Origin of the sequence: Actinoplanes nipponensis (assembly GCF_016862275.1) — a bacterium.
Lineage (GTDB): Bacteria > Actinomycetota > Actinomycetes > Mycobacteriales > Micromonosporaceae > Actinoplanes > Actinoplanes nipponensis.
Map to the genome: position 1 here is coordinate 81,690 of NZ_BOMQ01000030.1, position 25,327 is coordinate 107,016.

At 74.7% G+C, this 25,327-nt stretch carries 23 protein-coding genes and 2 pseudogenes; 14 read left to right on the top strand and 11 right to left on the bottom strand.

Translation table 11 applies throughout. The features are described 5' to 3' along the window. Positions 1-336: 336 nt before the first annotated feature. Positions 337-945: an HAD family acid phosphatase gene (locus Ani05nite_RS13280; protein ID WP_203768317.1), complete on the bottom strand. Its 609-nt coding sequence runs from the start codon at positions 943-945 to the stop codon at positions 337-339. Positions 946-1,132: 187 nt separating this feature from the next. Between Ani05nite_RS13280 and Ani05nite_RS13285 the strand changes: the two genes are divergently transcribed. The 3 genes from Ani05nite_RS13285 to Ani05nite_RS13295 are packed head-to-tail and all read left to right on the top strand — an operon-like array spanning position 1,133 to position 3,533. After that, positions 1,133-1,651 carry a SigE family RNA polymerase sigma factor gene (locus tag Ani05nite_RS13285; protein ID WP_203768319.1) on the top strand — a complete coding sequence of 173 codons (519 nt, stop codon included), beginning with the start codon at positions 1,133-1,135 and terminating at the stop codon, positions 1,649-1,651. Then, a complete protein-coding gene (locus Ani05nite_RS13290; protein WP_203768320.1) occupies positions 1,648-2,463 on the top strand; it encodes a hypothetical protein in 816 nt (271 codons plus the stop codon). Before Ani05nite_RS13285 ends, Ani05nite_RS13290 begins: the two co-directional genes overlap by 4 nt. Continuing rightward, a complete protein-coding gene (locus Ani05nite_RS13295) occupies positions 2,460-3,533 on the top strand; it encodes an amidoligase family protein (protein ID WP_203768321.1) in 1,074 nt (357 codons plus the stop codon). The genes Ani05nite_RS13290 and Ani05nite_RS13295 overlap by 4 nt, the downstream gene beginning before the upstream one ends. Before the next feature lie 3 nt (positions 3,534-3,536). On the opposite strand, the gene Ani05nite_RS13300 is transcribed toward Ani05nite_RS13295, so the two are convergent. After that, complete coding sequence (locus Ani05nite_RS13300; RefSeq protein ID WP_203768322.1) at positions 3,537-4,577, bottom strand: Gfo/Idh/MocA family oxidoreductase; 1,041 nt, start codon at positions 4,575-4,577, stop codon at positions 3,537-3,539. A 9-nt stretch (positions 4,578-4,586) separates the two neighbouring features. Further along, positions 4,587-4,751 carry a hypothetical protein gene (locus Ani05nite_RS13305; protein ID WP_203768422.1) on the bottom strand — a complete coding sequence of 55 codons (165 nt, stop codon included), beginning with the start codon at positions 4,749-4,751 and terminating at the stop codon, positions 4,587-4,589. A 106-nt stretch (positions 4,752-4,857) separates the two neighbouring features. On the opposite strand from Ani05nite_RS13305, the gene Ani05nite_RS13310 reads away from it, so the two are divergent. After that, positions 4,858-5,625 (top strand): esterase/lipase family protein, encoded by a 768-nt coding sequence (locus Ani05nite_RS13310; RefSeq protein ID WP_239129840.1) that lies wholly within the window; start codon positions 4,858-4,860, stop codon positions 5,623-5,625. 6 nt (positions 5,626-5,631) lie between these two features. On the opposite strand, the pseudogene Ani05nite_RS42365 reads toward Ani05nite_RS13310, so the two are convergent. From Ani05nite_RS42365 to Ani05nite_RS13340, 6 genes and pseudogenes are all read right to left on the bottom strand, one after another. Continuing rightward, a pseudogene (locus Ani05nite_RS42365) lies at positions 5,632-6,194 on the bottom strand (IS5 family transposase); the annotation flags it as partial. A 424-nt stretch (positions 6,195-6,618) separates the two neighbouring features. Further along, positions 6,619-7,257, bottom strand: a pseudogene (locus Ani05nite_RS13320) (ABC transporter permease); the annotation flags it as partial. Continuing rightward, positions 7,254-8,180: an ABC transporter ATP-binding protein gene (locus Ani05nite_RS13325; protein ID WP_203768324.1), complete on the bottom strand. Its 927-nt coding sequence runs from the start codon at positions 8,178-8,180 to the stop codon at positions 7,254-7,256. The pseudogene Ani05nite_RS13320 and the gene Ani05nite_RS13325, both read right to left, overlap by 4 nt. Beyond that, positions 8,177-9,307 (bottom strand): hypothetical protein, encoded by a 1,131-nt coding sequence (locus Ani05nite_RS13330; protein WP_203768326.1) that lies wholly within the window; start codon positions 9,305-9,307, stop codon positions 8,177-8,179. Before Ani05nite_RS13330 ends, Ani05nite_RS13325 begins: the two co-directional genes overlap by 4 nt. Before the next feature lie 33 nt (positions 9,308-9,340). Continuing rightward, positions 9,341-10,459 (bottom strand): Gfo/Idh/MocA family protein, encoded by a 1,119-nt coding sequence (locus Ani05nite_RS13335; protein ID WP_203768328.1) that lies wholly within the window; start codon positions 10,457-10,459, stop codon positions 9,341-9,343. Beyond that, positions 10,444-11,145 carry a ThuA domain-containing protein gene (locus Ani05nite_RS13340; protein ID WP_203768329.1) on the bottom strand — a complete coding sequence of 234 codons (702 nt, stop codon included), beginning with the start codon at positions 11,143-11,145 and terminating at the stop codon, positions 10,444-10,446. The genes Ani05nite_RS13335 and Ani05nite_RS13340 overlap by 16 nt, the downstream gene beginning before the upstream one ends. A gap of 151 nt (positions 11,146-11,296) precedes the next feature. On the opposite strand from Ani05nite_RS13340, the gene Ani05nite_RS13345 reads away from it, so the two are divergent. The 5 genes from Ani05nite_RS13345 to Ani05nite_RS13365 all read left to right on the top strand — a co-directional run bounded on the left by Ani05nite_RS13345 (position 11,297) and on the right by Ani05nite_RS13365 (position 16,485). Continuing rightward, positions 11,297-12,685: an AI-2E family transporter gene (locus Ani05nite_RS13345; protein ID WP_203768330.1), complete on the top strand. Its 1,389-nt coding sequence runs from the start codon at positions 11,297-11,299 to the stop codon at positions 12,683-12,685. A gap of 153 nt (positions 12,686-12,838) precedes the next feature. Beyond that, positions 12,839-13,522 (top strand): DivIVA domain-containing protein, encoded by a 684-nt coding sequence (locus Ani05nite_RS41840; protein WP_203768331.1) that lies wholly within the window; start codon positions 12,839-12,841, stop codon positions 13,520-13,522. A 137-nt stretch (positions 13,523-13,659) separates the two neighbouring features. After that, on the top strand, positions 13,660-15,174 hold the full coding sequence (locus Ani05nite_RS13355) for an FAD-dependent oxidoreductase (RefSeq protein ID WP_203768332.1): 1,515 nt from the start codon (positions 13,660-13,662) through the stop codon (positions 15,172-15,174). A 111-nt stretch (positions 15,175-15,285) separates the two neighbouring features. Beyond that, positions 15,286-15,531, top strand: a complete 246-nt coding sequence (locus Ani05nite_RS13360; RefSeq protein WP_203768333.1) for a PspC domain-containing protein — start codon at positions 15,286-15,288, stop codon at positions 15,529-15,531. Positions 15,532-15,666: 135 nt separating this feature from the next. Beyond that, positions 15,667-16,485 carry a DedA family protein gene (locus Ani05nite_RS13365; RefSeq protein ID WP_203768335.1) on the top strand — a complete coding sequence of 273 codons (819 nt, stop codon included), beginning with the start codon at positions 15,667-15,669 and terminating at the stop codon, positions 16,483-16,485. A 65-nt stretch (positions 16,486-16,550) separates the two neighbouring features. Here Ani05nite_RS13365 and Ani05nite_RS13370 read toward each other — a convergent pair whose 3' ends face one another. Continuing rightward, positions 16,551-18,902, bottom strand: a complete 2,352-nt coding sequence (locus Ani05nite_RS13370) for a putative bifunctional diguanylate cyclase/phosphodiesterase (protein ID WP_239129871.1) — start codon at positions 18,900-18,902, stop codon at positions 16,551-16,553. A gap of 124 nt (positions 18,903-19,026) precedes the next feature. Here Ani05nite_RS13370 and Ani05nite_RS13375 point away from each other — a divergent pair, with 124 nt between their 5' ends. Beyond that, complete coding sequence (locus Ani05nite_RS13375) at positions 19,027-19,920, top strand: MarR family winged helix-turn-helix transcriptional regulator (RefSeq protein ID WP_203768337.1); 894 nt, start codon at positions 19,027-19,029, stop codon at positions 19,918-19,920. Next, the gene (locus Ani05nite_RS13380) at positions 19,917-21,374 is read left to right on the top strand and encodes a protein adenylyltransferase SelO (protein ID WP_203768338.1); all 1,458 of its coding nucleotides are present in this window, start codon (positions 19,917-19,919) and stop codon (positions 21,372-21,374) included. The genes Ani05nite_RS13375 and Ani05nite_RS13380 overlap by 4 nt, the downstream gene beginning before the upstream one ends. 19 nt (positions 21,375-21,393) lie before the next feature. Here the strand turns inward: Ani05nite_RS13380 and Ani05nite_RS13385 are convergent, their stop codons facing one another. After that, the gene (locus Ani05nite_RS13385) at positions 21,394-23,694 is read right to left on the bottom strand and encodes a rhamnogalacturonan lyase (RefSeq protein ID WP_203768339.1); all 2,301 of its coding nucleotides are present in this window, start codon (positions 23,692-23,694) and stop codon (positions 21,394-21,396) included. Positions 23,695-23,860: 166 nt separating this feature from the next. On the opposite strand from Ani05nite_RS13385, the gene Ani05nite_RS13390 reads away from it, so the two are divergent. The 3 genes from Ani05nite_RS13390 to Ani05nite_RS13400 are packed head-to-tail and all read left to right on the top strand — an operon-like array spanning position 23,861 to position 25,316. After that, entirely contained in the window at positions 23,861-24,199 is a 339-nt protein-coding gene (locus Ani05nite_RS13390) for an ArsR/SmtB family transcription factor (RefSeq protein WP_203768340.1), read from the top strand. Position 24,200: 1 nt separating this feature from the next. After that, positions 24,201-24,845, top strand: coding sequence for a dihydrofolate reductase family protein (locus tag Ani05nite_RS13395; protein WP_203768341.1), 645 nt, complete (start codon positions 24,201-24,203; stop codon positions 24,843-24,845). 9 nt (positions 24,846-24,854) lie between these two features. Further along, a complete protein-coding gene (locus Ani05nite_RS13400) occupies positions 24,855-25,316 on the top strand; it encodes an SRPBCC domain-containing protein (RefSeq protein WP_203768342.1) in 462 nt (153 codons plus the stop codon). The last annotated feature ends 11 nt before the right edge of the window (positions 25,317-25,327 follow it).

Below are 25,327 nucleotides of genomic sequence, written 5' to 3' on the forward strand. Positions count from 1 at the left end.
TCAGCCGTAGAGCAGCTCCGCAGGGCGGAAAGCAGAGGGCACCGAGCGAAGACGAGCGGAGCAAGAAGGAAGGGCAGGCAGAGGAAGGAGGAACAAGGAAGAAGGACAGCCGCCCCTCAAACCCCCCGAATGAGCCGATAAGACCGATGGAGATGCACAGCCCAAACCGCGACAAGCTCCCGCGCGGTATCCATCCGCCCCTGCGGCTTGTCCGTGATGCTCCACCGGCTGATGACGACCATGCCGTCAAGTCTGGGCACCCCCGGACCCCGGCCCGGGACCCGTTCGGCAGCAGGACGGTTGCGGGGACGGCCCGGCCCGGCCGCCCCCCACCCGTCAGTCGAGCTGGCCGTCGTAGTCCGGCAGCTTGAACGTGCGCTCGGCGTGTCCGCCGCCGAGGTCGGACGCGCTGTTCCCCACGTTCGCCACGATGGTGTAGCCGCGGCGTTCGATGTCGGTCCGGGCCTTGGTCTTCAGCGTCTGGTTGTCCGAGAAGTCGAACGTCGGCCGGGTGTAGAGCCCGGTCCAGCGGTAGCCGACCACCTGCAGGTTCACCTCGGTGGCCGCCTTGATGAGCTCGGGGCGGGCGGTGACGAAGAACACCGCGGCGCCGTCGGCCTGGGCCTGGCGGGCCAGGGCCAGCACCGGCGGGGTGGCCAGGTACGGGCGGTACTTGCTCTGCAGCGCGGTGTTGTCGATGTCCAGCACGATCGCCGGCCGGATGCCGGTGTCGGGCAGCCGGTCGTTCAGGTACGCCGACGCCTGGTCGGTGACGGCGGTGACGTCCGCCAGCCATGTCTCGTACGCGGGCAGCGCCTGCGCGGTGACCGCCGCCGGCCGCGGGGTGGCCGCGGCCGCGCTCGTGGCGGTCAGCGCCGCTCCCGGGATCATCAGTCCGGCCGTGGCCGCGGCCACCACCAGACCCCGCCGCAGAACAGTTCGCATACCTCAGGTCCTCTCCCCGATGCCGGCGGCGCCGCCGCGCCAGAACGTGAAGGAATTTACACCATTCGATGCCTGGAGCGCGTCCCCCCGCCGCGCCCTAGAGTCGGCGGCGAGGGGGGCGGCCGGCGTGGAAAAAAGTTCGGATCATGAGTGCACAACGGGGCACCCGGCGCCCGTCCTAGGGGGTGTGACCTTCGAGCAATTCGCGGTGGCCCGGCTTCCCAGTCTGCTGCGCTACGCGGTCGTCCTCACCGGCGACCGCGATCTGGCGCAGGACGTCGTCCAGGAGGTGCTGGCCCGGGCGCAGGTCAGATGGCGGCGGATCACCGGGGCCGACTCCCCCGAGGCCTACGTGCGGCGGATGGTGCTGAACGAGTACCTGTCGTGGCGGCGCAGCTGGGCGGTCCGCAACGTGCACACCGTCGGCGAACGGCTGGTCGACATCGATGACGCCCGGGGCGGGGTACGCGACCACGCCCACGACGTCGTCGAGGCCGACGAGCTGTGGCACCGCCTGGCCACGCTGGGCCGCAAACAGCGGGCCGTGCTCGTGCTGCGGTACTACGAGCAGCTCGACGACGACGCCATCGCCGACCTGATCGGCTGCTCACCGGCGACGGTGCGCAGCCACGCTTCGAGGGCGCTGAAGACGCTCCGGCTCTCGTCGGAGCGACAGCACAGGATCCACGCCGAGGAGAAGTCGTGACCGAGCACGGAGATCAGCTCCGCAACGCCTTTGAGACCCATGAACACCTGGCCCCCGACGCCGCCGCGGTCTACAGCCGGGTGCAGGAGCTGTCCCGTTCGTACCAGCGCCGCCGCTGGGGCGTGCAGGCCGGCGGCGCCGTCCTGGGCGTCAGCCTGATCGCCGGGGCGGTGGTCACCCTGCCCGGGCTGATCACCGGCCGGCAGCCGCAGTCGGTCGGCGTGGGCGCCGGCGCCGCGCCCGAGCCGAAGCCGTCCGCGTCGGCGTCGTCGTCGGAGGACGAGCTGCAGCGGCAGTACGACGCCTACTTCAAGGCGGGCTACGACTACGACGACGCGGTCCGGCTGGCCGTCCTGTGGCGGACCAAGGACGACATCGGCGCGGTCAAGGCCGAGGCCGGGCGCCGGCTGCTGGCCGGCCAGACGCTGCCGATCAAGCCCACCCCGGACGACCCCACGCCGGTCGATGAGATCAGCCCCGCCGAGCAGAAGCAGCTGGACGCCTACTTCAAGGCCGGCTACAACTACGACGACGCGGTCAAGCTGGCCAAGCTGTGGAAGCTGACCGACCCGTTCCGGGCGAAGGTCGAGGGCGGCAAGCGACTGCTGGCCCACAAGAAGCTGCCGGTCAGGCCGAGCGCCGTGGCGGAGGCCAAGGAGACGGCCCGGGTCAGCAAGTTCTTCGCCGCCGGCTACGACTACGACGACGCGGTCAAGCTGGCCAAGCTGTGGAAACTGACCGACCCGTACGCGGCGAAGGTCGAGGGCGGCAAGCGCCTCCTGGCCGGCGACACCCTGCCGTTCAAGCCGTGACCGCCACGCTGCACCGGCGTACGGGATTCGAGATCGAGCTGATGGCCCCGCCGGGCCGCAGCCGGCGGACTCTCGCGCGGGACCTGGCCGGCCGCTGCGGCGGCCGGGTCCACCCGGTGTGGCACCACGACAGCGAACCGTCCCTGGTCCCGGGCCTGGGCCGGTTCCTGCACCTGACCCAGGGTTTCGAGGTACGCCGGCCCGGTGGCGCGCTGCTGTGCTCGCTGGTCGACGACGTCACCCTGCTGGCCGGCCTCGACCCGCGCGCGCCCGCCCCGCCGGGCTGGTTCCGCATCCTCGGCGACGACCCGCGCCTGCTGAGCCTGCTCGCGGCGCACAGCGACCCGGGCGGCACGCTCGGGGCGGCCCTGGACGCGCCGGCCCAGCTCTGGGGCCGCCGGGTCGAACGGCACGGCGACGTGTACCGCCTCGACGACGTCTCCGGCGCCACGATCGCCCTGGCGGCGCCGCAGGGCGGGGAACGCGAGCGCCCGTGCGAGATCGTTACGCCGCCGCTGAGCAGCGATCACGGCGCCGCGCTGGAGGAGCTGCTGGGCCCGGCCCGCGAGCTGGGCTTCACCGTCCCCCGGGAGGCCGCCGTCCACCTGCACATCGACGGCGCGCCGTTCCGGGAGCCGCATGCCCTGGCCAACGTCGTGCGGCTGTTCGCCCACTGGCGCGAGCCGCTGCGGCTGCTGCTCGGGACCAACCCGGCCTGCCGGCGGCTCGCCCCGCTGCCGGCGCCGCTGGTCGAGGCGGTCGCCGGGCTGCCCTCCACCGACGACCTGCGCAAGGCCGCGGCCGAGGGCGGGCTGAGCAAGTTCTTCGACGTCAACCTCACCCAGCTGCTCACCGACACCCCGGTGCGGGACACCATCGAGATCCGCATCCTGCCCGGCGCGCTGACCGCCGACGACGTCCTGAACCGGGCCGGGCTGGTCGAGCTGCTGCTGGACCGCTGCGTGGACCCGGAGCCGGTGCCGGCGCCCCCGGCCGATCCGGGCGCCGCGGTCGAGGAGCTGCTGCACCTGGCCGCGCGCGTGCTGGCCGAGCGCGAGGACGCCGGGTGACGGTCAGCCGGGCGCGGCCCACGGCGGCACGTCGGTCGTGACCGTACGGCCGGTCGCCGCGGCCTCCTCGATCGCCAGCGCGACCAGGTGGTCCTGGGCGCCCTCGGCCAGCGGGTACGGCGGCGGGCCGGCCCCGCGGACCCAGGCGGCGGTGGCCTCCAGCAGCGCTGCGGTGGCGATCTCGTCGTCGTTGAGCCGCAGCCCGGCGTACGGGTTGCGGAACAGCACCTCGCCGCCCAGCGAGAGGTTCCCGGTGTCCAGACCGTCGGGGCCGCGGTGGCGCACCAGCGGCGTACGCACGATCGTGTGGGGCGCGGCCAGCCGGACGACCTCGTCGTCGCGCAGCTCGCCGTGGCTGCCGCGCACCAGCAGGCGGCGGAACCGGAGCTGGTTGCGGGTCTGGTTGTCGGTGAAGTCGTACAGCGCGGACCGGCCGGCGCCGAAGTCCAGCGTGGCCAGGGTCGTGGTGGCCGGCCGCGGCGCCGGGTCCGCGGTCCAGCCGGCCCGGTCCAGCGGGTCGGCCAGCGGGGCCCGGTGCCGGGTGGCCCGGACCGTGACGGCGCCCGCGCCGGCGCCCAGCAGCCCGCGCATCAGCGACACCGCGTGGTGCAGCTGCGTCGACGAGACCTGCACCTGGCTCGGCGTGCCGATCAGGCCCCGCGCCACGGCCGCCGCCCGCGCGGCGTGGGTGGGCATCCGGAGGTACTGCTCCGCGACCTGCACCAGGCCCGCGCCGCCGACGGCGGCCCACAACGACCGCAGCGCGTTCGCGTCGGCGGCCGGCGGGGTCTCCGCCAGCACCGGCACGCCGCGCCGCGCCGCGGCCGCCACGACCTCGGCGCCGATGGCCCGCGGCAGCGCGGTGACCAGGAAATCGGGCCGGGCGACGGCCAGGCACTCGGCCAGCGACCGGAACTGCGGCACCGGCAGCGGGCGCGGGGAGCGGACCACCGCGCCCACACAGGACAGGCCGTCGATCCGCGCCGCGAGCCGCCAGTACGCCGCGGCCCGGAAGCCGGCCCCGGCGACCGCGAACGACGTCACCGGCCGATCCTAGGGGCGCCGGCGGGCCGCCCGCACCGCGAGAACGATCGCGCCGATGGCGAGCAGGGCGCCGAGGCCCTGCAGGCCCGGCGAGTCGTCCGCCTCACCGAACACGATCGCGGCGATGCCGATCAGGACGACGACGACGACCAGGACGTACCTCACGGGGTTCATGGCGAGATCCCACCACGGCCCGGCGCCGGCCGGGCGCGGCCCGACCGACTCGGCACAGGATCTCCGCACGATGCGCACAAGCCGCGCCGCCGGGTCATGATGAGGGGTGTCCCCACGCCGCCGGATCGTGCTCGGCGCCGCGCTGGCCGCCCTGCTGGCGGTGCTCGCGGCGGTGGGCGTCCGCCTGCTCGGCCGCGAGGCTCCCCCGGCCCGGCCGGATCAGGCCAGGCCGGGGCCGGTCCTGCTGGTTCCCGGGTACGGCGGCAGCCGGACCGGCCTGACGCGGCTGGCCGAGCGGCTGCGCGCCACCGGCCGCAGCGCCACCGTGCTCACCCTGCCCGGCGACGGCACCGGCGACCTGCTCGCCCAGGCCGCGACGGTCGACGCCGCGGTGACCGCCGCCCTGGCCGCCGGAGCGCCCTCGGTCGACGTGCTCGGCTACTCGGCCGGCGGCGTCGCCGTCAAGCTCTGGGTGGACCGGCACCGCAGCGCCGCGGCGGCCCGCCGGATCGTCACGCTCGGCTCCCCGCTGCACGGCACCCGACTCGCCGGGGCGGGCGCCGCGCTGGCCCCCGGCTCCTGCCCGGCCGCGTGCCGCCAGCTCGCCCCGGGCAGCGCCCTGCTGGAGAGCCTGGCCGAGCAGCCCGTCCCCGAGGGCCTGCCGTGGCTGTCGATCTGGACGGACGACGACGAGACCGTGCAGCCGCCCGACTCGGCCCGGCTGGACGGCGCGACCAACCTCGCCGTGCAGACGCTGTGCCCGGGCGTCCGGGTCTCGCACGGCGCGCTGCCGACCGACCCGATCGTCACCGCCCTCGTGCTGGACGCCCTTGGCGCGCCGGCCTGGTCGGCGCCCACCGGCTGTCCCGGTTAGGCCGTGGTGGAGAGCAGCGGGTTCGGCATTGCGGGTGGCCAGGTCTCGCCATTGCCAGAACCGGTTGAAGCAGCGTTCCACGACGTTTCGCTGGCGGTAGATCTCGTCGAACGACGGCGATCGTCCGCCGTGCTTGCCTCGGGCGGCCCGGCGGGCGACCTGGTCAGATCGTTCGGGATCGTGGGGGCGATCCCGCGGCGGCGCAGCCCGTTGCGAGTCGGGTCGTGCGCGTGGCCTCGTCCGCGATCAGCATGTCCAGCCTGGTGAACCCGGACCGCGTTCAGCAACGCGAACAGCTGCGGTTATCGCCGGACTGGCCCGGCGTGAGCAGGACTGACAACGGCCGGCCCCGACCGTCGACGGCGATATGGATCTTGGTGGTCAACCCACCCCTCGAGCGGCCCAGCGCTTCACCGTCCGCCGCCGGTACGGCGATACCGCCGGCAGATCCCCCTTTTGCGGACTCCAGCGGCGTGCTGATGGGCACGCACGACGCTGGAGTCCACGCTGATGACCCACTCGGCCGGCCGGCCGTCGTCGTAGACCCGAGCCGAAGCCAGGATCCGGTTTCTGCGCCTGGCGCGTCTGATCATCGATGCCCTGAGGCCGGTTGCGCAGGCGCCGAGATCCGCGCCGACGAAAAAGCCGCCACCGCCATCGACGCGCCACGAGCTCGGCTGGGCCTACGCCCGGTCCGACAGCTCCGGACCAGCCCGCAGGAAGGCCCGCCCGCCCTTCCGACATCACCACAATCACCACCGGCCAACGGCGATTGACCGCCGTCGCTGGACAGCACGTCTAGGTGGTCACGTCCCGGGTCGTGAAGTTGGCCCAGGCCGCGCCCAGCAGCACCACCAGGTAGACCACCTGGAGCGCGGCGCCGCGCTCGATGTCGCGCCACAGCACCGGCTCGCGGAAGAAGTCGATCCAGGCCAGCCAGTACCGGGTCGGCAGGTACGGCCGGACCGCGGCGGCCGCGTCCAGGGTCACCAGCACCTGGCTGACGACCAGCACGGCCAGCGCGCCCATCGCCGCGCCGAGCGCCGAGTCGGTGACCGTGGACAGGAACAGCGCGATCGCGGCCACGCCCAGCATGGAGATCGTGAGGTAGCCGACCGTGGCCAGCAGCCGCCAGGCCAGCCCGGCCGGGGTGATGGTGACCCCGGACAGCGAGGTGACGTCGGCCGGCAGCGTCACGCCGGCGTCGGTGGCCTGCGCGCCGAACAGGGCCGTGCCGGTGAGGTAGGAGGTGACCAGCACCGTGACGATGGCGAACAGCACGAACGCGATCAGCGACACCAGCTTGGCCACCAGCAGCCGGGTCCGGCCCACGGGACGGATCAGCAGGTAGCGCAGGGTCCCCGCGGCCGCCTCGCCGGCCACCGCGTCGCCGGCCAGCACGGCCACCGAGACCGGCAGCAGCACCGGCAGCACCAGGGCCAGCGCGGCGGCCGGGTACAGCGCGCCGTTGCTGAGCACGGCGGACAGGAACGCGCCGCCCTGTCCCGGCGGGGGCGGGATGCGGGTGGTGGCCAGGAACACCGCGACGATGAACGGCAGCGCGCACAGCAGCCCGGCGATCACGTACGTGCGGGGGCGGCGGAACAGCTTCGCCAGCTCCACGCGGATCATGCCGGGTCCCCGCCGGCGCGGTCGGCGCGGTCGGCGCTGGTGGTGGTGGTGGCGTCCAGCACCACCTGTTCCAGCGAGCGCCGCTCGGCGGCGAGCTCGCGTACCCGTACCCCGGCGGTGACCAGCTCGGCGTTGAGGTCGTCGGGCGCCCGGTGGCGTACCGTCAGCCGGTCGCCGTCGCGCCCCTCGACCCGGCCGTCGAGCAGCGCCAGGGCCCGGTCCGCGTCCGGGGTGCGCAGCACCACCCGGCCGGTCGGCGCGCGCAGCGTGGCCAGGTCGTCCTGCAGCACCAGCCGGCCGCCGTCCATCACGCCGACCCGGTCGCAGAACGCCTCGATCTCGGTCAGCAGGTGGCTGGAGAGCAGCACCGTCGTGCCCTCGCCGTGCAGCTCGGTGAGCAGGTCGCGGATCTCCCGGATGCCCCGCGGGTCGAGGCCGTTGGTGGGCTCGTCGAGGATCAGCAGCCGGGGCCGGCGCAGCAGCGCGGCGGCCAGCCCCAGCCGCTGCCGCATGCCCAGCGAGTACGCGCGCACCGGGCGCCGGTCGATGCCGGCCAGGCCGACCCGCTCCAGCGCCTCCCCGATGCGGCGCCGGCGGTCGCGCCGCCCGCCGCCCGGGCCGGCCGCGTCGAACAGCTCCAGGTTGGTGCGCCCGGGCAGGTGCGGATACATGCCCGGCCCCTCGACCAGCGCGCCGACCGACGGCAGCACGTCCCGGACCCGCCGGGGCACCGGCAGGCCCAGCACCTCGATGTCGCCGCCGGTGGCGAAGACCAGGCCGAGCAGCAGCCGGATCAGGGTGGTCTTGCCGGAGCCGTTCGGGCCGAGCAGCCCGTAGCGGTCCCCCTCGCGCACGGCCAGGCCGACCTCGCGCACCGCCGTGGTGCGGCCGTACCGCTTGGTCAGGTCCCGGGTGACGATCATGCGACCGCACCGGCCAGGTCCGCCGCGACCCGCTGCATCAGCGACGCGTCCACCAGCCCGGTGACCAGGTACGTCGGCCCGGCCCGGACCAGCAGCAGGGAGAGCGGGCCGGCGGTGATCAGCACGGCGTCGGCGCCCGGCACGGTCAGCCGGCGTCCCCAGCGCGCCGCGGTGCCGTACACCTCGTCGCCGAGGCGGCCCGGCACCCCCACGGCCACGAACCGGGCCAGGCCGGCGCCGTAGCTGCCGGCCGCGGACACCCCGTCCACGGCGTCCCGGCGCGGGTAGCCGGCGAGCCGGTCGGGCGGCGTCAGCGAGTCCCAGCGGTCGAGCGCGGCCAGCACGTCCGCCGCGGAGGTGGTGGTGAAGCCCGTCCCCGGCGTCCGCCCGGGTGGCCGCAGCACGGCGGGGTCCGGCGCGGCCAGCGTGAGCTCCAGGAACCGGGTGACGAAGACCGGCCGCCGGGCTCCGCGGGCGGTGAGCTCGGCCTGCAGCGGCAACCCGCTGGCCGGGTCCGCCCACACGTCGACGTGGGCCACCGTGGTGCCCGGCGCGGCCGGCACCAGGCGCAGCCCGGCCGCGACCATCCCGGCCACCCGCCGGCTGGGCAGGGGCTCGAGCCGGTCGCCCGCGCCCAGCCGCAGCAGCCGGCGGACCAGCTCCGGCGGCGTCAGGTCGGCCGCCTGGGGCAGCCGCAGCGGCTGCTCCCCGACGATCCGGGTGAGCTGGCTCTCGGCGTAGTCCCAGCGGTACTGCTCACCGGGGAGCTGGTAGAGCCCGCGCTCGGTGCCGGGGCCGAGCACGTCGACGCGCCACCGGTCGGCCGCGGCGTGCCAGACGCGCATCTCGGTCGTGCCGCTGACCAGGGCGGTGAGCTCCTCGAGGTGGGACAGCGGGGGCAGGCCCAGCGCGCCGGCGCTCTGCGCGTACCCGTGATAGGCCCGGCCGGCCGAGGCGGTGATCCGGTCGCGCAGCGCGGCCGGCGCGAGCCCGGCCGCCGGCGCCGGCCGGTGGGCCAGCACGACCGGTACGGCGCCGAACACGGCCACCACCACCAGCACGGCGGCCCACCGCCGCCGGGTCTGCCCCGTCACGACGGTCCGTCCCGGCCACGTCACCTGCCGCATCGCCCTCCACTTCGGTGGCTCGTGCGCACCGGACTACCCGCGATCACCGCCGGCATGCTCGCCCACGCCGATCAGCTCCGGGATCCGCTCCGGGCGCCGGCAGGTGCTCGCCACGGCGACCGAGGCGCCGCCGCGGGCGCTGGCCTGGATCGCCTCCATCACGTCGAGGACGTGCAGCGCCACGTCGGCGGCGGCGCGGTGCGGCCGGTCCCGGCTCAGCGCCTCGGCGAGGTCCAGCAGGCCGACGCCGCGCCCGGCGCCCGCGTAGCCGGCCCGGGGCGGCAGCACGCTCCAGGAGTCGCTGCCCGCGGTGCGCAGGCGCACGTCGCCGTCGAAGTAGTTCGGGTCCGGCAGCGACAGGGAGCCCCGGGGGCCGTACAGCTCGAGGAACGGCAGCCGGGTGGCCCAGACGTCGAAGCTCATCAGCAGCGTGGTCAGGGCGCCGCTGTCGTGCTCGAGGACGCCGGTCACGTGGGTGTCGATATCGACCGGGAAGGCCGTGCCGGCGCGCGGGCCGTCGCCGATGGTCCGCTCGCTGCGGGGGCGCGACGACATGCCGGTCACCCGGCGCACCGGGCCGAGCAGGTGGACCAGCGCGGTCAGGTAGTAGGGCCCCATGTCCAGCAGCGGGCCGCCGCCCTGCTGGTAGTAGAACTCCGGGTCCGGGTGCCACCGCTCGTGGCCGGGCACCGTCATGAACGCCGTCGCGGCGTGCGGCACGCCGATCTCGCCGGCGTCGACGACCGCCCGCGCGGTCTGCACGCCGGTGCCCAGCACGGTGTCGGGGGCACAGGCGACGCGCACCCCGGCGGACCGGGCGGCGTCGAGCACCGCCAGCCCGTCGGCGCCGGTGGCGGCCAGCGGCTTCTCGCCGTAGACGTGCTTGCCGGCGGCGATCGCGGCGAGGGCCACCGCGGCGTGCTGGTTGGGCGTGGTCAGGTTGAGGACCACGTCGACGTCGGGGGCGGCGTACAGGTCGGGCAGCACCGTGACCCGGGCCCCCGGCTGGGCCTCGGCCAGCAGTTTGGCCCGGCCCGGGTCGAGGTCGGCCACCGCGGTGACCGCCACCTGCGGCAGCCGGGCGAGGGTCGCGCCGTACTGTCCGCTGATCTTGCCGGCGCCGACGATGCCGACCCTCAACGGCTGGCCCACAGCAGTCCTCTCTCGACGATGGTGCGCACGTTCGGATCCTCCAGGACCTGGACGGTGTGCCCCGGTGTGGCGACGAACACCCGGCCGCGGCCCCACTGCCGGGTCCACACGGCCGGGCAGGTCACCGGCCGGACCCAGGGGGCCCACGGCCGGGTCGCGGTGGTCGTGGTGGCCAGCACGTCGACGTAGTCGTCGGTCAGCACCCAGTACTGCTCGGTGTCCAGGTCGAAGTCGGCCAGGCCGGCGGTGACCGGGTGCGCCGCGGCCGCCGGCGTCAGGGTGATCCGGTGCGGGACGTAGTTGTCGGACTGCTCGCCGGTGCGCTCGGCCGGGCCGCACCGGGCCGCGTGCGCGGCGAACTGACCGCCGACCAGCTGCAGGTAGTCGGCGCTGGCCCGGTAGGAGTCGGCGATGCCGCCGTGCCAGCCGGCCAGCCCGGCGCCGGCGGCCACCGCCGCCGTCAGCCCGGCGACCTCGGCGTCGGAGATGGTGGCCATGGTCATGCACTGCACGACCAGGTCGGTGACCGCCATCAGCTCCGCGTCGGCGTACGGGGCCGGGGAATCGGCCAGCTCGACGGCGAAGCCGTGCGCCCGCAGGTACGGGACGAACAGGTCGGTGGCCTTGACCGGCTCGTGCCCGGCCCAGCCGCCGCGGACGACGAGTGCGCGCCGCTGAGATGTCATCGGTCCCCTCCCGGGCTGCGGTCCCGGGGTCAGCCTAACCACCGCCGCTCAGATGCTCTTTCGCCACACGCGTGAACCCGCGTGGTTGCGGGCAGTTAGGGGGTGCCCGGCCGGTGCGGTCGGAGTTGATCGGCACCAGCTGGAGGATGCGATGACGGGTACGCCACTCACGGGGAGGGGCGCCTGGGCCCAGACGCTGCGGGCCCGGGCCCGCGCACGGCTGGCCGAAGCGGCGAGCCGCAACGCGCCGCCGCCGTTCGTGCCGGCGGGCGACCTGCAGGAGCCCACCCCGGTCATGGTGGTGCAGCAGCAGCGCCCGAGCACCGACGACGTGCTGCCCCGCAGCGTGCGGACCGCGGGCGCCTGGGCGCTGCGGTTCATCCTGTTCGTCGCGGCCGCGTACCTGTTCCTGCGGGTCGTCGGGCTGCTCCGCGTGGTGATCATCCCGGTGGTGGTCGCGCTCCTGCTGGCCGCGCTGTTCCAGCCGGCCGCCGCCGCGCTGACCCGACGCGGGATGAAGCGCTCGCTGGCCGCGGGCCTGGTGCTGGTCGCCGCGCTGCTGCTGGTCTTCGGCGGGCTGGGCCTGATCGTGCGGACCTTCATCTCGCAGATCGACAGCCTCTCCACGCAGGTCGGTGACGGTGTCAACGAGGTGCAGGACTGGCTGTCGCGGGGCCCGCTGCACGTGACCGAGAGCCAGCTGAGCCAGTACGTCGACCGGGTCCAGGCGGCGGTCACCCAGAACCAGGGGGCCCTGACCTCGGGCGCGCTGAGCACCGCGACCACGTTGGGCGAGGTCGTCACCGGCTTCTTCCTGGTGCTGTTCACGCTGTTCTTCTTCCTGCGCGACGGCGGGCAGATCTGGTCGTTCCTGTGCCGGCTGCTGCCGCGGGAGGCGCGCGTGCCGACGGCCCGCGCCGGCCACTACTCCTGGCACACGCTGGTGTCGTACGTGCACGCCACGGTCCTGGTGGCCTTCGTGGACGCCGTCGGCATCGGCATCGGGTTGTTCGTGCTCCGGGTGCCGCTGGCCCTGCCGCTGGCCGCGCTGGTCTTCCTCGGCGCGTTCATCCCGGTGGTCGGCGCGACCGTGACCGGCGTCGTCGCGATCCTGGTCGCCCTGGTCGCCAACGGCCCGGTGACCGCGCTGATCGTGCTGGCCGTCGTCATCGCCGTCCAGCAGCTCGAGGGGCACGTCCTGCAGCCGCTGATCATGGGCCGGGCGGTGGCGCTGCACCCGCTCGCGGTCATCCTGGCCATCGCCACGGGCATCGTGGTGGCCGGCATCGTCGGCGGCCTGATCGCCGTCCCGCTGCTGGCCGTGCTGAACACCGCCATCCGCTACCTGGTCCGGCACCCGAGCGGGGAGCCCACCGCGGACCGGGAGCCGCCGGGCACCGAGGCCGCCGACGACGGCCGGGCCGAGGCCGAGGACCGCGCGCAGGCGACCGTCCGCCAGGCCGACCCGTCCGAGCCGCCGCCCGCGGACACCTCGGTCGCCGACGACGACGAGCCGGCCCCCGCCGTCAGCGCAACCTGAGACAAACGCCACTGACCGGGCGGATCGGCGTATCGCCGGTCCGCCCGGCGCGTTTTTCGGTCCGTCCGCGTGATCACACCCACGCCGCCGCCCGGGGCATCGTGCGTAGGATCGATGGGCAGCACCTGAGCCCGTCATGATCCAAGGAGCACGATGCCGTTAACGCCCGCTGACATCCACAACATGGCCTTCAAGAAGCCGCCGATCGGCAAGCGGGGCTACGACGAGGAAGAGGTCGACGCGTTCCTCGACGAGGTGGAGCAGGAGCTCATCCGCCTCCTGGAGGAGAACGGCGCCCTGCACGGCCAGGTCCAGCGCGGCCCGGGCGGCCCCGGACCGGCGGCCTCGACCATGGTGCTCAGCTCGGAGTTCGCCGACCTCACGGCCCAGCTGGAGCGCATGCAGGAGGCCCGGGCCCGGGCCGAGCAGAACGCCCGCAGCCTGCAGGCGCAGCTCGAGCAGGCGCGCAACGCCGCCCCGGCCTCGCCGTCGCACTCCCCCGACGGCGAGGACCGCAACGCCCGGGTCCTGATGATGGCCCAGCGCACGGCCGACGACCACATGCGCGACGCCCGCCAGGAGTCCGAGACGCTGCTGGCCAACGCCCGCAACAAGTCGGAGCAGATCACCAGTGAGGCCCAGCTCAAGGCCGGCACCATAGAGGGCGACGCCCGGCGCAACCACAGCGAGGCGATGAACAGCCTCGGGGCCAAGCGGGCCGCGCTGCTGGACGAGATCGAACGGCTGGGTCAGCTCGCGCAGAGCTACCAGGCGGCACTGGACAGTCACATCAGCGCGCAGCTGCAGGAGCTGAACAGCGCCCCGGAGGCCAGCTAGCCCCACGGCGTGATCGGAACGGCCGGCGCGGGCGATCGGTTCCCGGCCGGTCGGGACGACCGTGCCGGAGGACGGCGGTAAGGTCGGCGGACGGGGCCGAGGCCCGCACCGGCACTCCTGATGGGGGACCTGACACCGTGATCCGACGTCTCGGCGGTGAGCGCGCGCACCTCGTCGTGCGGTCCCGGCCCGATCTGCCCCGGACCGTCACCGGCCCGGTGACGGCGATCGTCGTCGGCGGCGGGATCGCCGGGGTGACCGCGGCGCTGCTGCTCGCCGAGCGCGGCGTGACCGTCACCCTGCTGGAGCGCGAGGCCCAGCTCGGCGGGCGGCTGGCGGCCTGGCCCCGCACCCTGCCCGACGGCACCCGGCACATGGTCGAGCACGGCTTCCACGGCTTCTTCCGGCAGTACTACAACTGGCGCAACGTGCTGCGGCGCATCGACCCGCGGCTGTCGTTCCTGCGGCCGGCCGGGCGCTACCCGATCATCTCGCAGGAGTGGCCCGAGGAGAGCTTCGCCGGGCTGCCCCGCACGCCCCCGGCCAACCTGCTCGCGCTGCTGGCCCGCTCGCCGAGCATGCGGCTGCGCGAGCTGCGCGGGCTCGACGGCACCGCGGCCCTGCCGCTGCTCAGCTACGACCGCGAGGAGACCTACCGGCGCTTCGACGGGGTCTCGGCCAAGGACTTCCTCGACGCCCTGGGCATGCCGCCGCGGGCCCGGGCCATGCTGTTCGACGTCTTCGCCCACTCGTTCTTCAACCACCAGGAGGACATGTCGGCGGCCGAGATGCTGATGCAGTTCCACTTCTACTTCCTGCGCAACCCGGAGGGCCTGGACTTCGACGCGCCCACCGAGGACTACGAGACCGCCGTCTGGAGCCCGCTGGCCCGGCAGTTCGAGGCGCTGGGCGGGCGGATCCGCACCGGCGTCGCCGTCGAGCGGATCGAGCCGGGCTGGACGGTCTCGGTGCGCGGCGGGGAGTCGCTGACCGCCGACCACGTGGTGCTGGCGGCCGACCCCGGCGCCGCCCGGGCCATCGCGGCGGCCTCCCCCGGCCTGGCCCGGCACGCGCCGGTGCTGGCCGGCCAGCTCGCCTCGGTCGCGACGACCGCGCCGTACGCGGTCAGCCGGCTCTGGACCGACCGGGACTGCCGGCCCGAGCGGGCGGTCTTCAGCAGCGTCTCGCGGGAGGCGACGCTGGACTCGATCACCCTGTACCACCGCATCGAGCGGGCCGCCGGGCAGTGGGCGCGACGCGCCGGCGGGTCGGTGATCGAGCTGCACGCGTACGCGGCGCCGACCGGGCTCACCGCCGCGGAGCTGACCAAGCGGATGTGGGGCGAGCTGGGCGGGCTGTGGCCGGAGACGGTGGACATGACGATCCGGCACGTCGAGGAGCGGGTCGGCGACGACGCGCCGGCCTTCGACGTCGGCAGCGACGCCACCCGCCCGGGCGTGGTGACCGACGCCGACGGGCTGTACCTGGCCGGCGACTGGGTCCGGATGCCGTTCCCGTCGGCGCTGATGGAACGCGCGGCGTCCTCGGCGATCCTCGCGGTCAACGCGATCCTGGACCGGCACGGCGCCGGCCCGCACCAGGTGTGGTCGGTGGCGCCGCGCGGGCTGCTGGCCCGCTCCCGCCGACCCTGACGGCGGGGGGTCAGGGGACGGCCAGGGTCGTTCCCCGATGCGTCTCGGGCCCGGCCGGTGGGACTGTTCAGGGGTCACGTTCGACACCACCGGCAAGGAAAGCGAGACACCATGAACACCGTCCACGACTCCATGGCGCGCCAGGGACTCGTCCGTCCGCGCGAGGGCCGGATGCTCGCCGGCGTGTGTGCGGGGCTCGCCCGGCGGTTCGGGCTGGACCCGTGGCTCACCCGCCTGCTGTTCGTGCTGATCCTGTTCGTCATCCCGGGCAGCCAGATCCTCGTCTACCCGCTGCTGTGGATCCTGATGCCGTCCGAGGAGCGCTCCTACGCCTCGACGTACCCGCCGGTCGCCTGACCGCCACGCACGTCCGCGGGGCCCGGCCGGCAACGGCCGGGCCCTTTCGTGTCGCCGTACCCCGGGGTCGGGATCAGGGTTCTCTCCGGGGATGAACCGATATCCCGCCCGCCCCGCGTCGACCAGGCTGAACGGGTGCTCGCAGATCTGCTCCACGCCGCCACCGCGCTCGTCGACCGGCTCGCCACCCTCGACGAGTGGTCGGTGCTGCTCGTCACCTACCTGTCGGCCGCCGTCGAGATGACCTTCCTGCTGGGGCTGCTGGTGCCCGGCGAGTCGGTGGTCATGCTCTCGGCCTCGCTGCACGGCCCGGGCGGCTTCGCCCTGGCGGTGGCGGCGGGCACCACCGGCGCCCTGTCCGGGCAGGTCCTCGGGTACGCGGTCGGCCGCGTCTTCGGCGCCCGGCTGCGCCACACCCGGCTGGGCCGCCGCATCGGCGCCGAGCGCTTCGACCGCGCCGAGCAGTACCTGCGCGAACGCGGCGCCCCGGCGCTGGTGGCGGTGCGGTTCGTCGCGGTGATCCACGCCGTCGTGCCGATCGTGGCCGGGGTGGCCCGGATGCCGTTCCGCCGCTTCCTGGGCTGGTCGGCGCTGGGCACGCTGCTCTGGGTCGGCACGTTCGCCGGGGTGGGCGCGGCGACGGCGAGCGCCGACTCGACGGGCGGGGTCGGCGTCGTGCTCACCGCCATCGGCGCGACCTGCCTGGGCGTGATCCCCTTCGTGGTGCGGCTGCTGCGGCCCGCCGCCCCGGCGCGGCCCGCGCCTGTCGCACTCCGGGCGAGCACGCCGCCGCCCGCGGGCAGGTCGTCGGCCGCCGCCGCGCCGAGGGCCCTGTCACGCGGGCACGGCCGCCGGACGGCCCGGAGCCGGAGCCGACGGGCGGCGTCCCCGGCCGGTCGCGCCCGCGGGTATGCCAGGGTGCCGGTGACCGTCGATCCCGAGCTGGTGACGTAGCAGGTCAGCACCGTGCCGCCCCGGCCGGGAGCCCGGGGTGCTGCCGGCGCCGGCAAGCGGGCCGGCTAGATCAGGGCGGCGGTGTGGCCGGCCCAGAGCCGGTCCATCTCGGCCGCGGCGACCGGGCGGGAGAACAGGTAACCCTGGCCGTACTGGTAACCCAGGCTCCGCAGCAGGTCGCGCTGCTCCTCGGTCTCGATGCCCTCGGCCACCGAGGCGAACTCCAGGGCGTTGGCCATCTGGCTCACGGCGGTCGCCACCGCCGCCTGCCGGCCCACGGTGACGATCGACTCCACGAAGGAGCGGTCCAGCTTGAGGGTGGTCACCGGGCAGGTCAGCAGCAGGCCGAGCGAGGACGCCGCCGTGCCGAAGTCGTCCAGGGCCAGCTTCACCCCGAGCGCGCGCAGGCCCCGCATGGCCTCGTTGGACTCCTCGTCGTCGAGCACCGCCGTCTCGGTCACCTCGATGCTCAGGCAGGAGGCGGGCAGGCCGGTCGTCGCGAGCACCCGGGCCACCTCGTCGACGAAGCCCGCGGTGCGCAACTGGCGGCCGGCGACGTTGACGCCGACGGTCAGGTGCTCGGCGCCCGGATGGCGGCGGCGCCAGTCGGCCGCCTGCCGGCACGCCTCGCGCAGCACCCAGGCGCCGATCGGCACGATCTGCCCGGTGCGCTCGGCCAGCGGGATGAACTCCACCGGCGAGACCAGGCCCCGGGCCGGGTGGTGCCACCGGACCAGGGCCTCGACCCCGGTCAGGCGCAGGTCGTCGAGGCGCACGATGGGCTGGTACACGAGCCGGAACTCGCCGGCGTCCAGGGCCCGGGCCAGCTGGCTGATCAGCTCGGCCTCGGAGCCGATCCGCGCGCCCATCTCGCCGGTGTAGACCACCCAGGTGCTCTTGCCGCGGCGCTTGGCCTCGTACATCGCGATGTCGGCGTTGCTCAGCAGCGCCGAGGGCTCGTCGCCCGCCGCGGCCGCCGCGATGCCGATGCTGGCCCGGGTCGCGACGGTGTGGTGCCGGATCTCCATCGGCTCGGCGAGCAGGCGCAGGATGTTCGCCGCCGCCCGCTCGGCGGTGTCGGTTGCGGTCACGTGCAGCAGCACGGCGAACTCGTCGCCGCCGAGCCGGGACACGACGTCGCCCGGCCGCACCGCCCGGGCCAGCCGCTCGGCCACGCTCACCAGCAGCGTGTCGCCGGCCGCGTGGCCCATGGTGTCGTTGATGGTCTTGAAGTCGTCGAGGTCGATCAACAGCATCGCCAGCTCGCCCGGGGCGCGCACGGCGGCCAGCGCGCGGCTGGCCTCCGCGCTGAAGTGCGTGCGGTTGGCCAGCTTGGTCAGCCCGTCGAACGACGCCTGCTCGCGCAGCAGCACCTCACGGTCGCGCAGCTCGTCGAGCACCACGTCCAGGCGGCCGATGAGCACCATGTTGTCCTGGAACGCGACCAGCTGCCGGCCGGCGACCAGGCACGTGATCACCACGACGCCGGCGGTCGCGCCCCACAGCTGCGACGACACGTGCTCCGGCAGCATGGCGAAGAAGATGACGAAGGTGACGGCGATCATCCCGTACGGCAGCAGGCTGTACGGCCGCCGCTTGGCGCGGCCGTGGGCCCCGTCGACCCGCACCGTCAGCTCCTGGATCCGCGGCCCGATGGCGATCAGCAGCGACGGCAGCAGCCGGATCGCGAACACGTACGCCTCGTTCTGCTCCTGGAAGGGCCCGGGGAGGAACGTGCTGACGCCCTGCAGCATCGCCGCGCCGACCATCGGCCAGGCCGCGATCCGGGCCATCGGGGGCGCCGGGATGAGCGCGACCTTGGTGGCGGCGAACGCGGCGACCAGCACCAGCGCGGCGGTGATGCCGACCGTGATCCGGTCGGTGGGCGCGCCGCCGAGCGGGTTGACCGCGAAGCACCAGGCCAGCACGCTGCCGCCGACCAGCACGGTGGTGGCGTCCAGCCAGAAGATGAACCGTTCCCGGGCGGTGCGCAGTCCCTGCGGGAAGATCAGGCAGGCGATGACGTTGCTGCTCATCCCGACGGTGAAGAAGGCGGTCTGCACGGCGCCGCCGGTCATCGACGGCACGCCCGTGCCGGCCACCATCGTCAGGAACTGCCAGCTGTCACCCAGCGTGAACGACGTGCCGCCGAAGGCGATCATCGACCAGAACCGGGAGAACCGGGCCGGCGCGACCTGCCGCAGCCGCCAGCCGCCGATGGCCAGCGCCGCGTCGAGCGGGACCTGCACCGCCCAGTAGATCTGCACCTGACGCCGGGTGTCCCCGGCGACCAGGAAGAACAGCGCGCAGCCGAGCAGGGTCAGGGCGGCCAGGGCGAGCAGGGCGGGGTCGCGGCGCAGGGTCGCGAACGGACTGCCGACCGGAGCGGACGAGCGCCGGGGGTCCGGCCGGAACATACCCACGGCTGTCCTTTCGGACGACGGCGCAGCCAGCCGAGGAAAACGGCGCCCCAATGCATTCTGTGCCGGCGGGGCGACCGAATCTCTGACCTGAGTCAGGTATCGGCGGTAGCATCGCCGGATGGACCAGGTCGAGAGCGTGCGCGACTTCAACCGCTACTACACCCGCCGCCTGGGCGTGCTGACCGATCGCTACCTGGGACAGGCCCGGCCGCTGAGCGAGGCCCGGCTGCTGTTCGAGATCGGCGACCGCGGCGACGTCCGTGACCTGCGGGTCCGGCTGGGCCTGGACTCCGGCTACCTGAGCCGGCTGCTGCGCTCGCTGGAACGGCAGGGCCTGGTGCGCACCCGCGCGCACCCCGACGACGGGCGGGTGCGCATCGCCGAGCTGACCGAGGCCGGCCGGCGCGAGCGCGCCGAGCTGGACACCCGTTCCCGGGCGGGGATCGGCGAGCTGCTCGAGCGGCTCTCGGCCGGGCAGCGCCGGGAGCTGATCGACGCCCAGCGGCGGATCCGGCGCCTGCTGCGGCTGGCCGCGGTGACCGTCCGGCCGGTCGACGCCGGGGCCGCCGACGCCCGGCGGTGCCTGCGGGCCTACGCCGGGGAGCTCCGGGAGCGCTTCCCCGAGGGGTACGACGACACCGCCCTGGTCGACCCCGCGGAGCTGACCGGCGACGCGGGCGTGCTGCTGGTGGCGTACGAGGAGGACCGCCCGGTCGGCTGCGGCGCGTGGCGGCGGCTGGCCGCGGACGTCGCGGAGATCCGCCACCTGTGGGTGGCCGGACCGGCGCGCGGACTGGGGCTCGGCCGCCGGCTGCTGGAGGAGCTGGAGGCGCACGCGTCCGGCCACGCCGTGACGACGCTGCGGCTGGGCACCCACACCGCCCTGACCGAGGCCATCGCGCTGTACCGCTCCAGCGGCTACCGCCCGATCCCGCCCTACGACAGCTCGCCGTACCACCAGCTCAGCTTCGCCAAGCGGCTGGCCGGGCCCGACGTATCCTGGGCCGGGTGAGTGTCGCACCCGCCCCGGCCGTCGTGCTGGACAACCGTTTCGCGCGCGAGCTGCCCGAGCTGGCGGTCGCCTGGCCGGCCGCGGAGGCCCCCGAGCCGCGGCTGCTCGCGCTCGACGAGCAGCTGGCCGCCGAGCTCGGCCTCGACCCCGCGTGGCTGCGCGGCCCCGGCGGCATCGGCCTGCTGACCGGCGCCGCGGTTTCGGCCGGCGCCACCCCGGTGGCGCAGGCCTACGCCGGCCACCAGTTCGGTGGCTACTCCCCGCGGCTCGGCGACGGGCGCGCGCTGCTGCTGGGCGAGCTGACCGGCGCCGACGGCACGCCGCGCGACCTGCACCTCAAGGGCTCCGGCCGGACGCCGTTCGCGCGCGGCGGCGACGGCCTGGCCGCGGTCGGCCCGATGCTGCGCGAGTACGTCGTCAGCCGCGCCATGCACGCCCTGGGCATCGCCACCACCCGGGCGCTGGCCGTGGTGGCGACCGGCCGCACCGTCCACCGCGAGACCCCGCTGCCGGGCGCCGTGCTGGCCCGGGTGGCCGCCAGCCACCTGCGCGTCGGCACCTTCCAGTACGCCCGCGCCACCGGCGACCCCGCGCTGCTGCGCCGCCTGGCCGACCACGCGATCGCCCGCCACCACCCGCAGGCCGCGACGGCCGAGCGGCCCTACCTGGCCCTGTTCGAGGCGGTGGTCGCCGCCCAGGCGTCGCTGATCGCCCGGTGGATGCACGTGGGCTTCGTCCACGGGGTCATGAACACCGACAACATGACCATCTCCGGCGAGACCATCGACTACGGCCCGTGCGCGTTCATGGAGGGCTTCGACCCGGCCACGGTCTACAGCTCGATCGACCACGCCGGCCGGTACGCGTACGGCAACCAGCCGGCCGTGGCCGAGTGGAACCTGGCCCGGCTGGCCGAGGCCCTGCTCCCGCTCCTGGACGACGACCAGGAACGGGCGGTGACGCTGGCGGTGGAGTCGCTGGGCGGCTTCCGGCGCGAGTACCACGCCGCGTGGCTGGCCGGCCTGCGCGCCAAGCTCGGCCGCCCGGGCGACCCCGGCCTCGCCGAGCCGCTGGTGGCCGACCTGCTCGACCTGCTGCGGGCCGACCGCGTCGAGCACACGTCGTTCTTCCGCGCCCTCGCGTCGGCGGCCCGCGGCGACGCCGAGCCGGCCCGGCGCCTGGTCGTCGACCTGGCCGGGATCGACGCCTGGATCGCGCGCTGGCGGGCCCTGGAGCCGGACCCGGAAGCGATGGACCGGGTCAACCCCGTCTACATCCCCCGCAACCATCTGGTCGAGGAGGCGCTCGCCGCCGCGACCGACGGCGACCGGGAACCGTTCGACCGCCTGGTGGCGGCGGTGACCGCCCCCTTCGACGAGCGGCCGGGCCTGGAGCGGTACGCGGCCGCCGCGCCGGACGACTTCACCGGCTACCGGACCTTCTGCGGCACCTGAGCCGCCGGCGCCGGCCGGCTCAGCGCCCGCGGCCGGCCGGCCGCGGGACGTGCGCCCAGTCGGTGTCCGCGGCGAGGTAGAACCCCGGGTACGAGGGTTGGTTGTACGTCGTCTGCTGCCGGGCCACCTCGACCCGGTACTGCGGGTCCTGCATCAGCGTGTAGAGCTTGTGGCCGGTGACCTCGGTGCTCAGGTAGATGCGCACGGCCGTGCTGTCCGCCGTACGGACCAGCAGCTCCTCCCGCCAGTCGCCGAGCACGTCCGCGACCAGCGACGGGTTGCCCTTGGTGCCGTTGTTGGTGCGGGTGCCGTCGGCGGTCAGCAGGACGCCGCGCCGCCAGTCGTCGATGGTGGGGGTGACGTCGCCGGCGCCGTTGACCAGCTGGGTGGTCAGGTCGCCGGCCCAGCGGATGCTCTGGTTGGTGCCCGGCACCGGGCCGGGCAGCACCGCGCCGGACGCGGTGTGCAGGCCCGAGGCCTCGGAGCCGCCGGGCAGGCTGGCCCAGGACTCGATGCCGCGGATCTCCGGGAGCACGTCGCCGATCATGCCGCGTCCGGTGTCCCGCCCGGAGTACGTGCCGGACAGCACCTCGCCGGTGGCCGCGTCCCGCAGCGCCATCCCGTACGGCGCGCCCGTGGCGTTCTCGTGCACCGTGAACGTCTCCAGCCCGGGCCGGTCCGGGTCGATGTCCGTCACGTGCATCGCGTCGCCGTGGCCGAGCCGGACCCGTTGCCCGGGCGCCGCGCTGCCCTCCGGGAGCGGGCCGAACGACGAGTACAGCAGGCTGCCGTCGTCGTCGATGGTGGCGGCGCCGTAGACGATCTCCTGCCGCCCGTCGCCGTCCACGTCGGCCGCGCTCAGCGAGTGGAAGCCCTGGTTGGTCAGGGTGCCGTAGCGCGGGTCGGCGCCGTCGCGGCCGTGCGGGTTGTCGTTGAACGGGTTGCTCATCGGCGTCCAGCCGCTGTCCACGGACCAGTTCCGGCTCAGCCGGCGGCCGTCCCAGCGGTAGGCCACCAGGGTGGTGCGGGTGTAGTAGCCCCGGGCGAACACGGCCGAGGGGTGCCGGCCGTCGAGGTACGCCACCCCGGCCAGGAACCGGTCGACGCGGTTGCCCGGCTCGATCCGGGGCAGCGCGTAGTCGCCCCACATCAGGCCGTCGTCGTGCCGGCCCGGCTCGTACCGCACCGTCTGCAGCTCGCGGCCGGTGTCCCCGGCGAACACGGTCAGATACTCCGGTCCGCTGAGGATGAAGCCCTCGAAGGCGCGCAGGTTGTTGCGGGGGCTGCGGGACGGGGCGTACACGTCGAGGAAGTAGTCGGCCAGGGCCTCGGCGTCGGCGCGCGCCAGCGGGTAGGCGTAGCGCGGCGCGATGCCGAACGCGGCTTCCAGGGTGGCCGGCCAGCGCCCGGCCACCACCTCCGGGTGGGCGGACCAGCCCTGGAACACCGTCACCAGGTGCTCGCGGTATCCGGCCGCGCTGAGCCGGTAGTCGTCGGTGTGCGCGTAGCCGGCCCGCACGTCCTCGCGGGGCATCGTGACGTACCGCTGCGACACCTCGCGCCCGGCCGCGTCGTAGCGGATCACCCGGGTGCCCGGCGCGGTCTTGACCATGAGCTCCGCGCGGCCGTCGCCGTCGAAGTCGTACACCGGGAACTGGGTGTAGTGCGCGCCCGCGCGGATGTTGACGCCCTGGTCGATCCGGTACAGCAGGGTGCCGTCCGCCCGGTAGGTGTCGAGGTAGACCGGGCCGGTGTAGCCGGTCAGCGAGACGTCGCGGGAGTTGGACGGGTCCCACTTCACCACGTACTCGTACTGCCCGTCGCCGTCGACGTCGCCGACGCTCATGTCGTTGGCCGCATAGGTGTAGGGCTGGCCGGACGGGGTGACGCCGTCGGCGGGCTTGCGCAGCGGCAGGTCGTGGTGGCCGGCGGCCCACGGCGTGACGACGGCGCTGCGGCCGGCCTCCCGCCCGCGGAGGACGGCGGCCACCCGGTAGCGCGAGGCCGGGGTGCCGGCCGGGTCCTGCCAGTTGGTGCTGTCGGTGACCAGCGCGACCGGCCGGCCGTCGCGGTAGACCCGGAAGTCGGGCCCGGCCAGCCCGGTCGCGGTGGCGCCGGTGGCCTCGGCCGCGAACATCCGCCAGCTCAGGAACACGCCGTCGCCGGTGACCGCGGCGACCAGGCCGCGGTCGAGGCGTTCCAGGGCGGGGCCGCCGGGCCGCGGCCCGGCGGCCACGGCGGGCGGCAGGCCGCCCAGCACGAGCAGCCCGGCGGTCACCGGCACCACCCATCGGCGGTACGGCGGCAACGTGACCCGCATGGCGACCCCTCCCCGACTGAAACGAATCAAGGCAGGCTAGGGAGAGACACAGATCGATGTCAACGGGGGCCGGGCGTTTTACAGGAAAGCGCGTACCCGGGCAGCCGGGCCCGGACTTCCGGCGCGCCGGTTGACCGGGCCCCGGCCGGCGACAATAGTAAGGCGCGTGCCTAAGTATCACGACGAGCTGGACGCCGTCCTCCGCGCTCTCGCGGATCCGACGCGCCGGGCCGTCGTGGAACGGCTGGCGAAGTTCCCGGCCGTGGTGTCCGAACTCGCGGCCCCGTTCCCGATGGCGTTGCCCTCGCTGATGCAGCACCTGCGCGTCCTGGAGGACGCGGGGCTGGTCACCTCGGAGAAGCACGGCCGCGTGCGCACGGTGAGCCTGCGGCCGGGCGCCCTCGACGTCCTGCACCTGTGGCTCGGCGAGCAACGAACCCCCGCGGAACGCCAGGCCGACCGGCTCGGCATCCACCTGACCCGCACCCACCCGAAGGAAACCTGACATGACCCGTGTGCGCATCGACCTGTTCGCCTCGCTCGACGGCTACACCTCGGCCGGCCAGACCCCGGACCATCCGATGGGCGAGGACTGGGGGCGCCTGACGACGGCCTGGGCGGCCACCCGCACCTTCCACGAGCGCGTCTTCGGCGACACCAGCGGCGCCGGGACCACCGGCGTCGACGACTCCTACGCCGCCGCGCACTTCGAGGGCATCGGCGCCGAGATCATGGGCGCGGCCATGTTCGGCCTGCACACGTTCCCCGACGACCCGGACTGGCGGGGCTGGTGGGGTGACCGGCCGCCGTTCGGCACGCCGGTCTACGTCCTGACGCACACCGCGCCGCGCCCGTCGATCCCGATGCCGGGCGGCACGACGTTCCACTTCCGCAACACCGCCGTCGCGGACGTGCTGGCCGAGGCGACCGAGGCGGCCGGCGGCCGGGACGTGCGGGTCGGCGGCGGGGTCGGCACCGCCCGCGCCTTCCTGCGCGCCGGCCTGGTCGACCACCTGCACGTCATGATCGCCCCGGTCCTGCTCGGCCGGGGCGCCCGGCTGTGGGACGACCTGAGCGGCCTCGAGCGCACCCACAAGGTGACCACGGAAGTGGCCGAGAGCGGCACGGTCCACGTCACCTTCGCGCGATAGGAAGCATCGATGACCAGCCAACGCCGACTCGCCCGCGCCGGGTTCACCCTGACCCGCGACTACCCGGTTCCGGTGGCCCGGGTCTGGGACTCGTTCGCCCGGGAGGAGCAGAAGCTGGCCTGGTGGGGCGCCGGCGACGCCATCGAGCCGAGCGAGTGGGCGTTCGACTTCCGCGTCGGCGGACACGACGTCGCCGAGGGCAAGTTCCACCAGGGTCCGGTCACGCGGTACGAGGCCACCTACACCGACATCGTCGAGCACGTCCGCATCGTCACGACGTACGACATGTGGCTCGACGGCGTCCACATGTCGACGTCGGTGGCGTCGCTGGAGTTCGAGCCGATCGGCGCGGGCACCCGGTTCACGCACGTCGAGCACGGCGTGTTCTTCGACCGGTTCGCCGCCGACGGGCCGGACCGCGAGCACGGCAGCCGCGGCCTGCTCGACGCGCTCGGGGCCTACCTGGCCTGACCCGCGCCGGG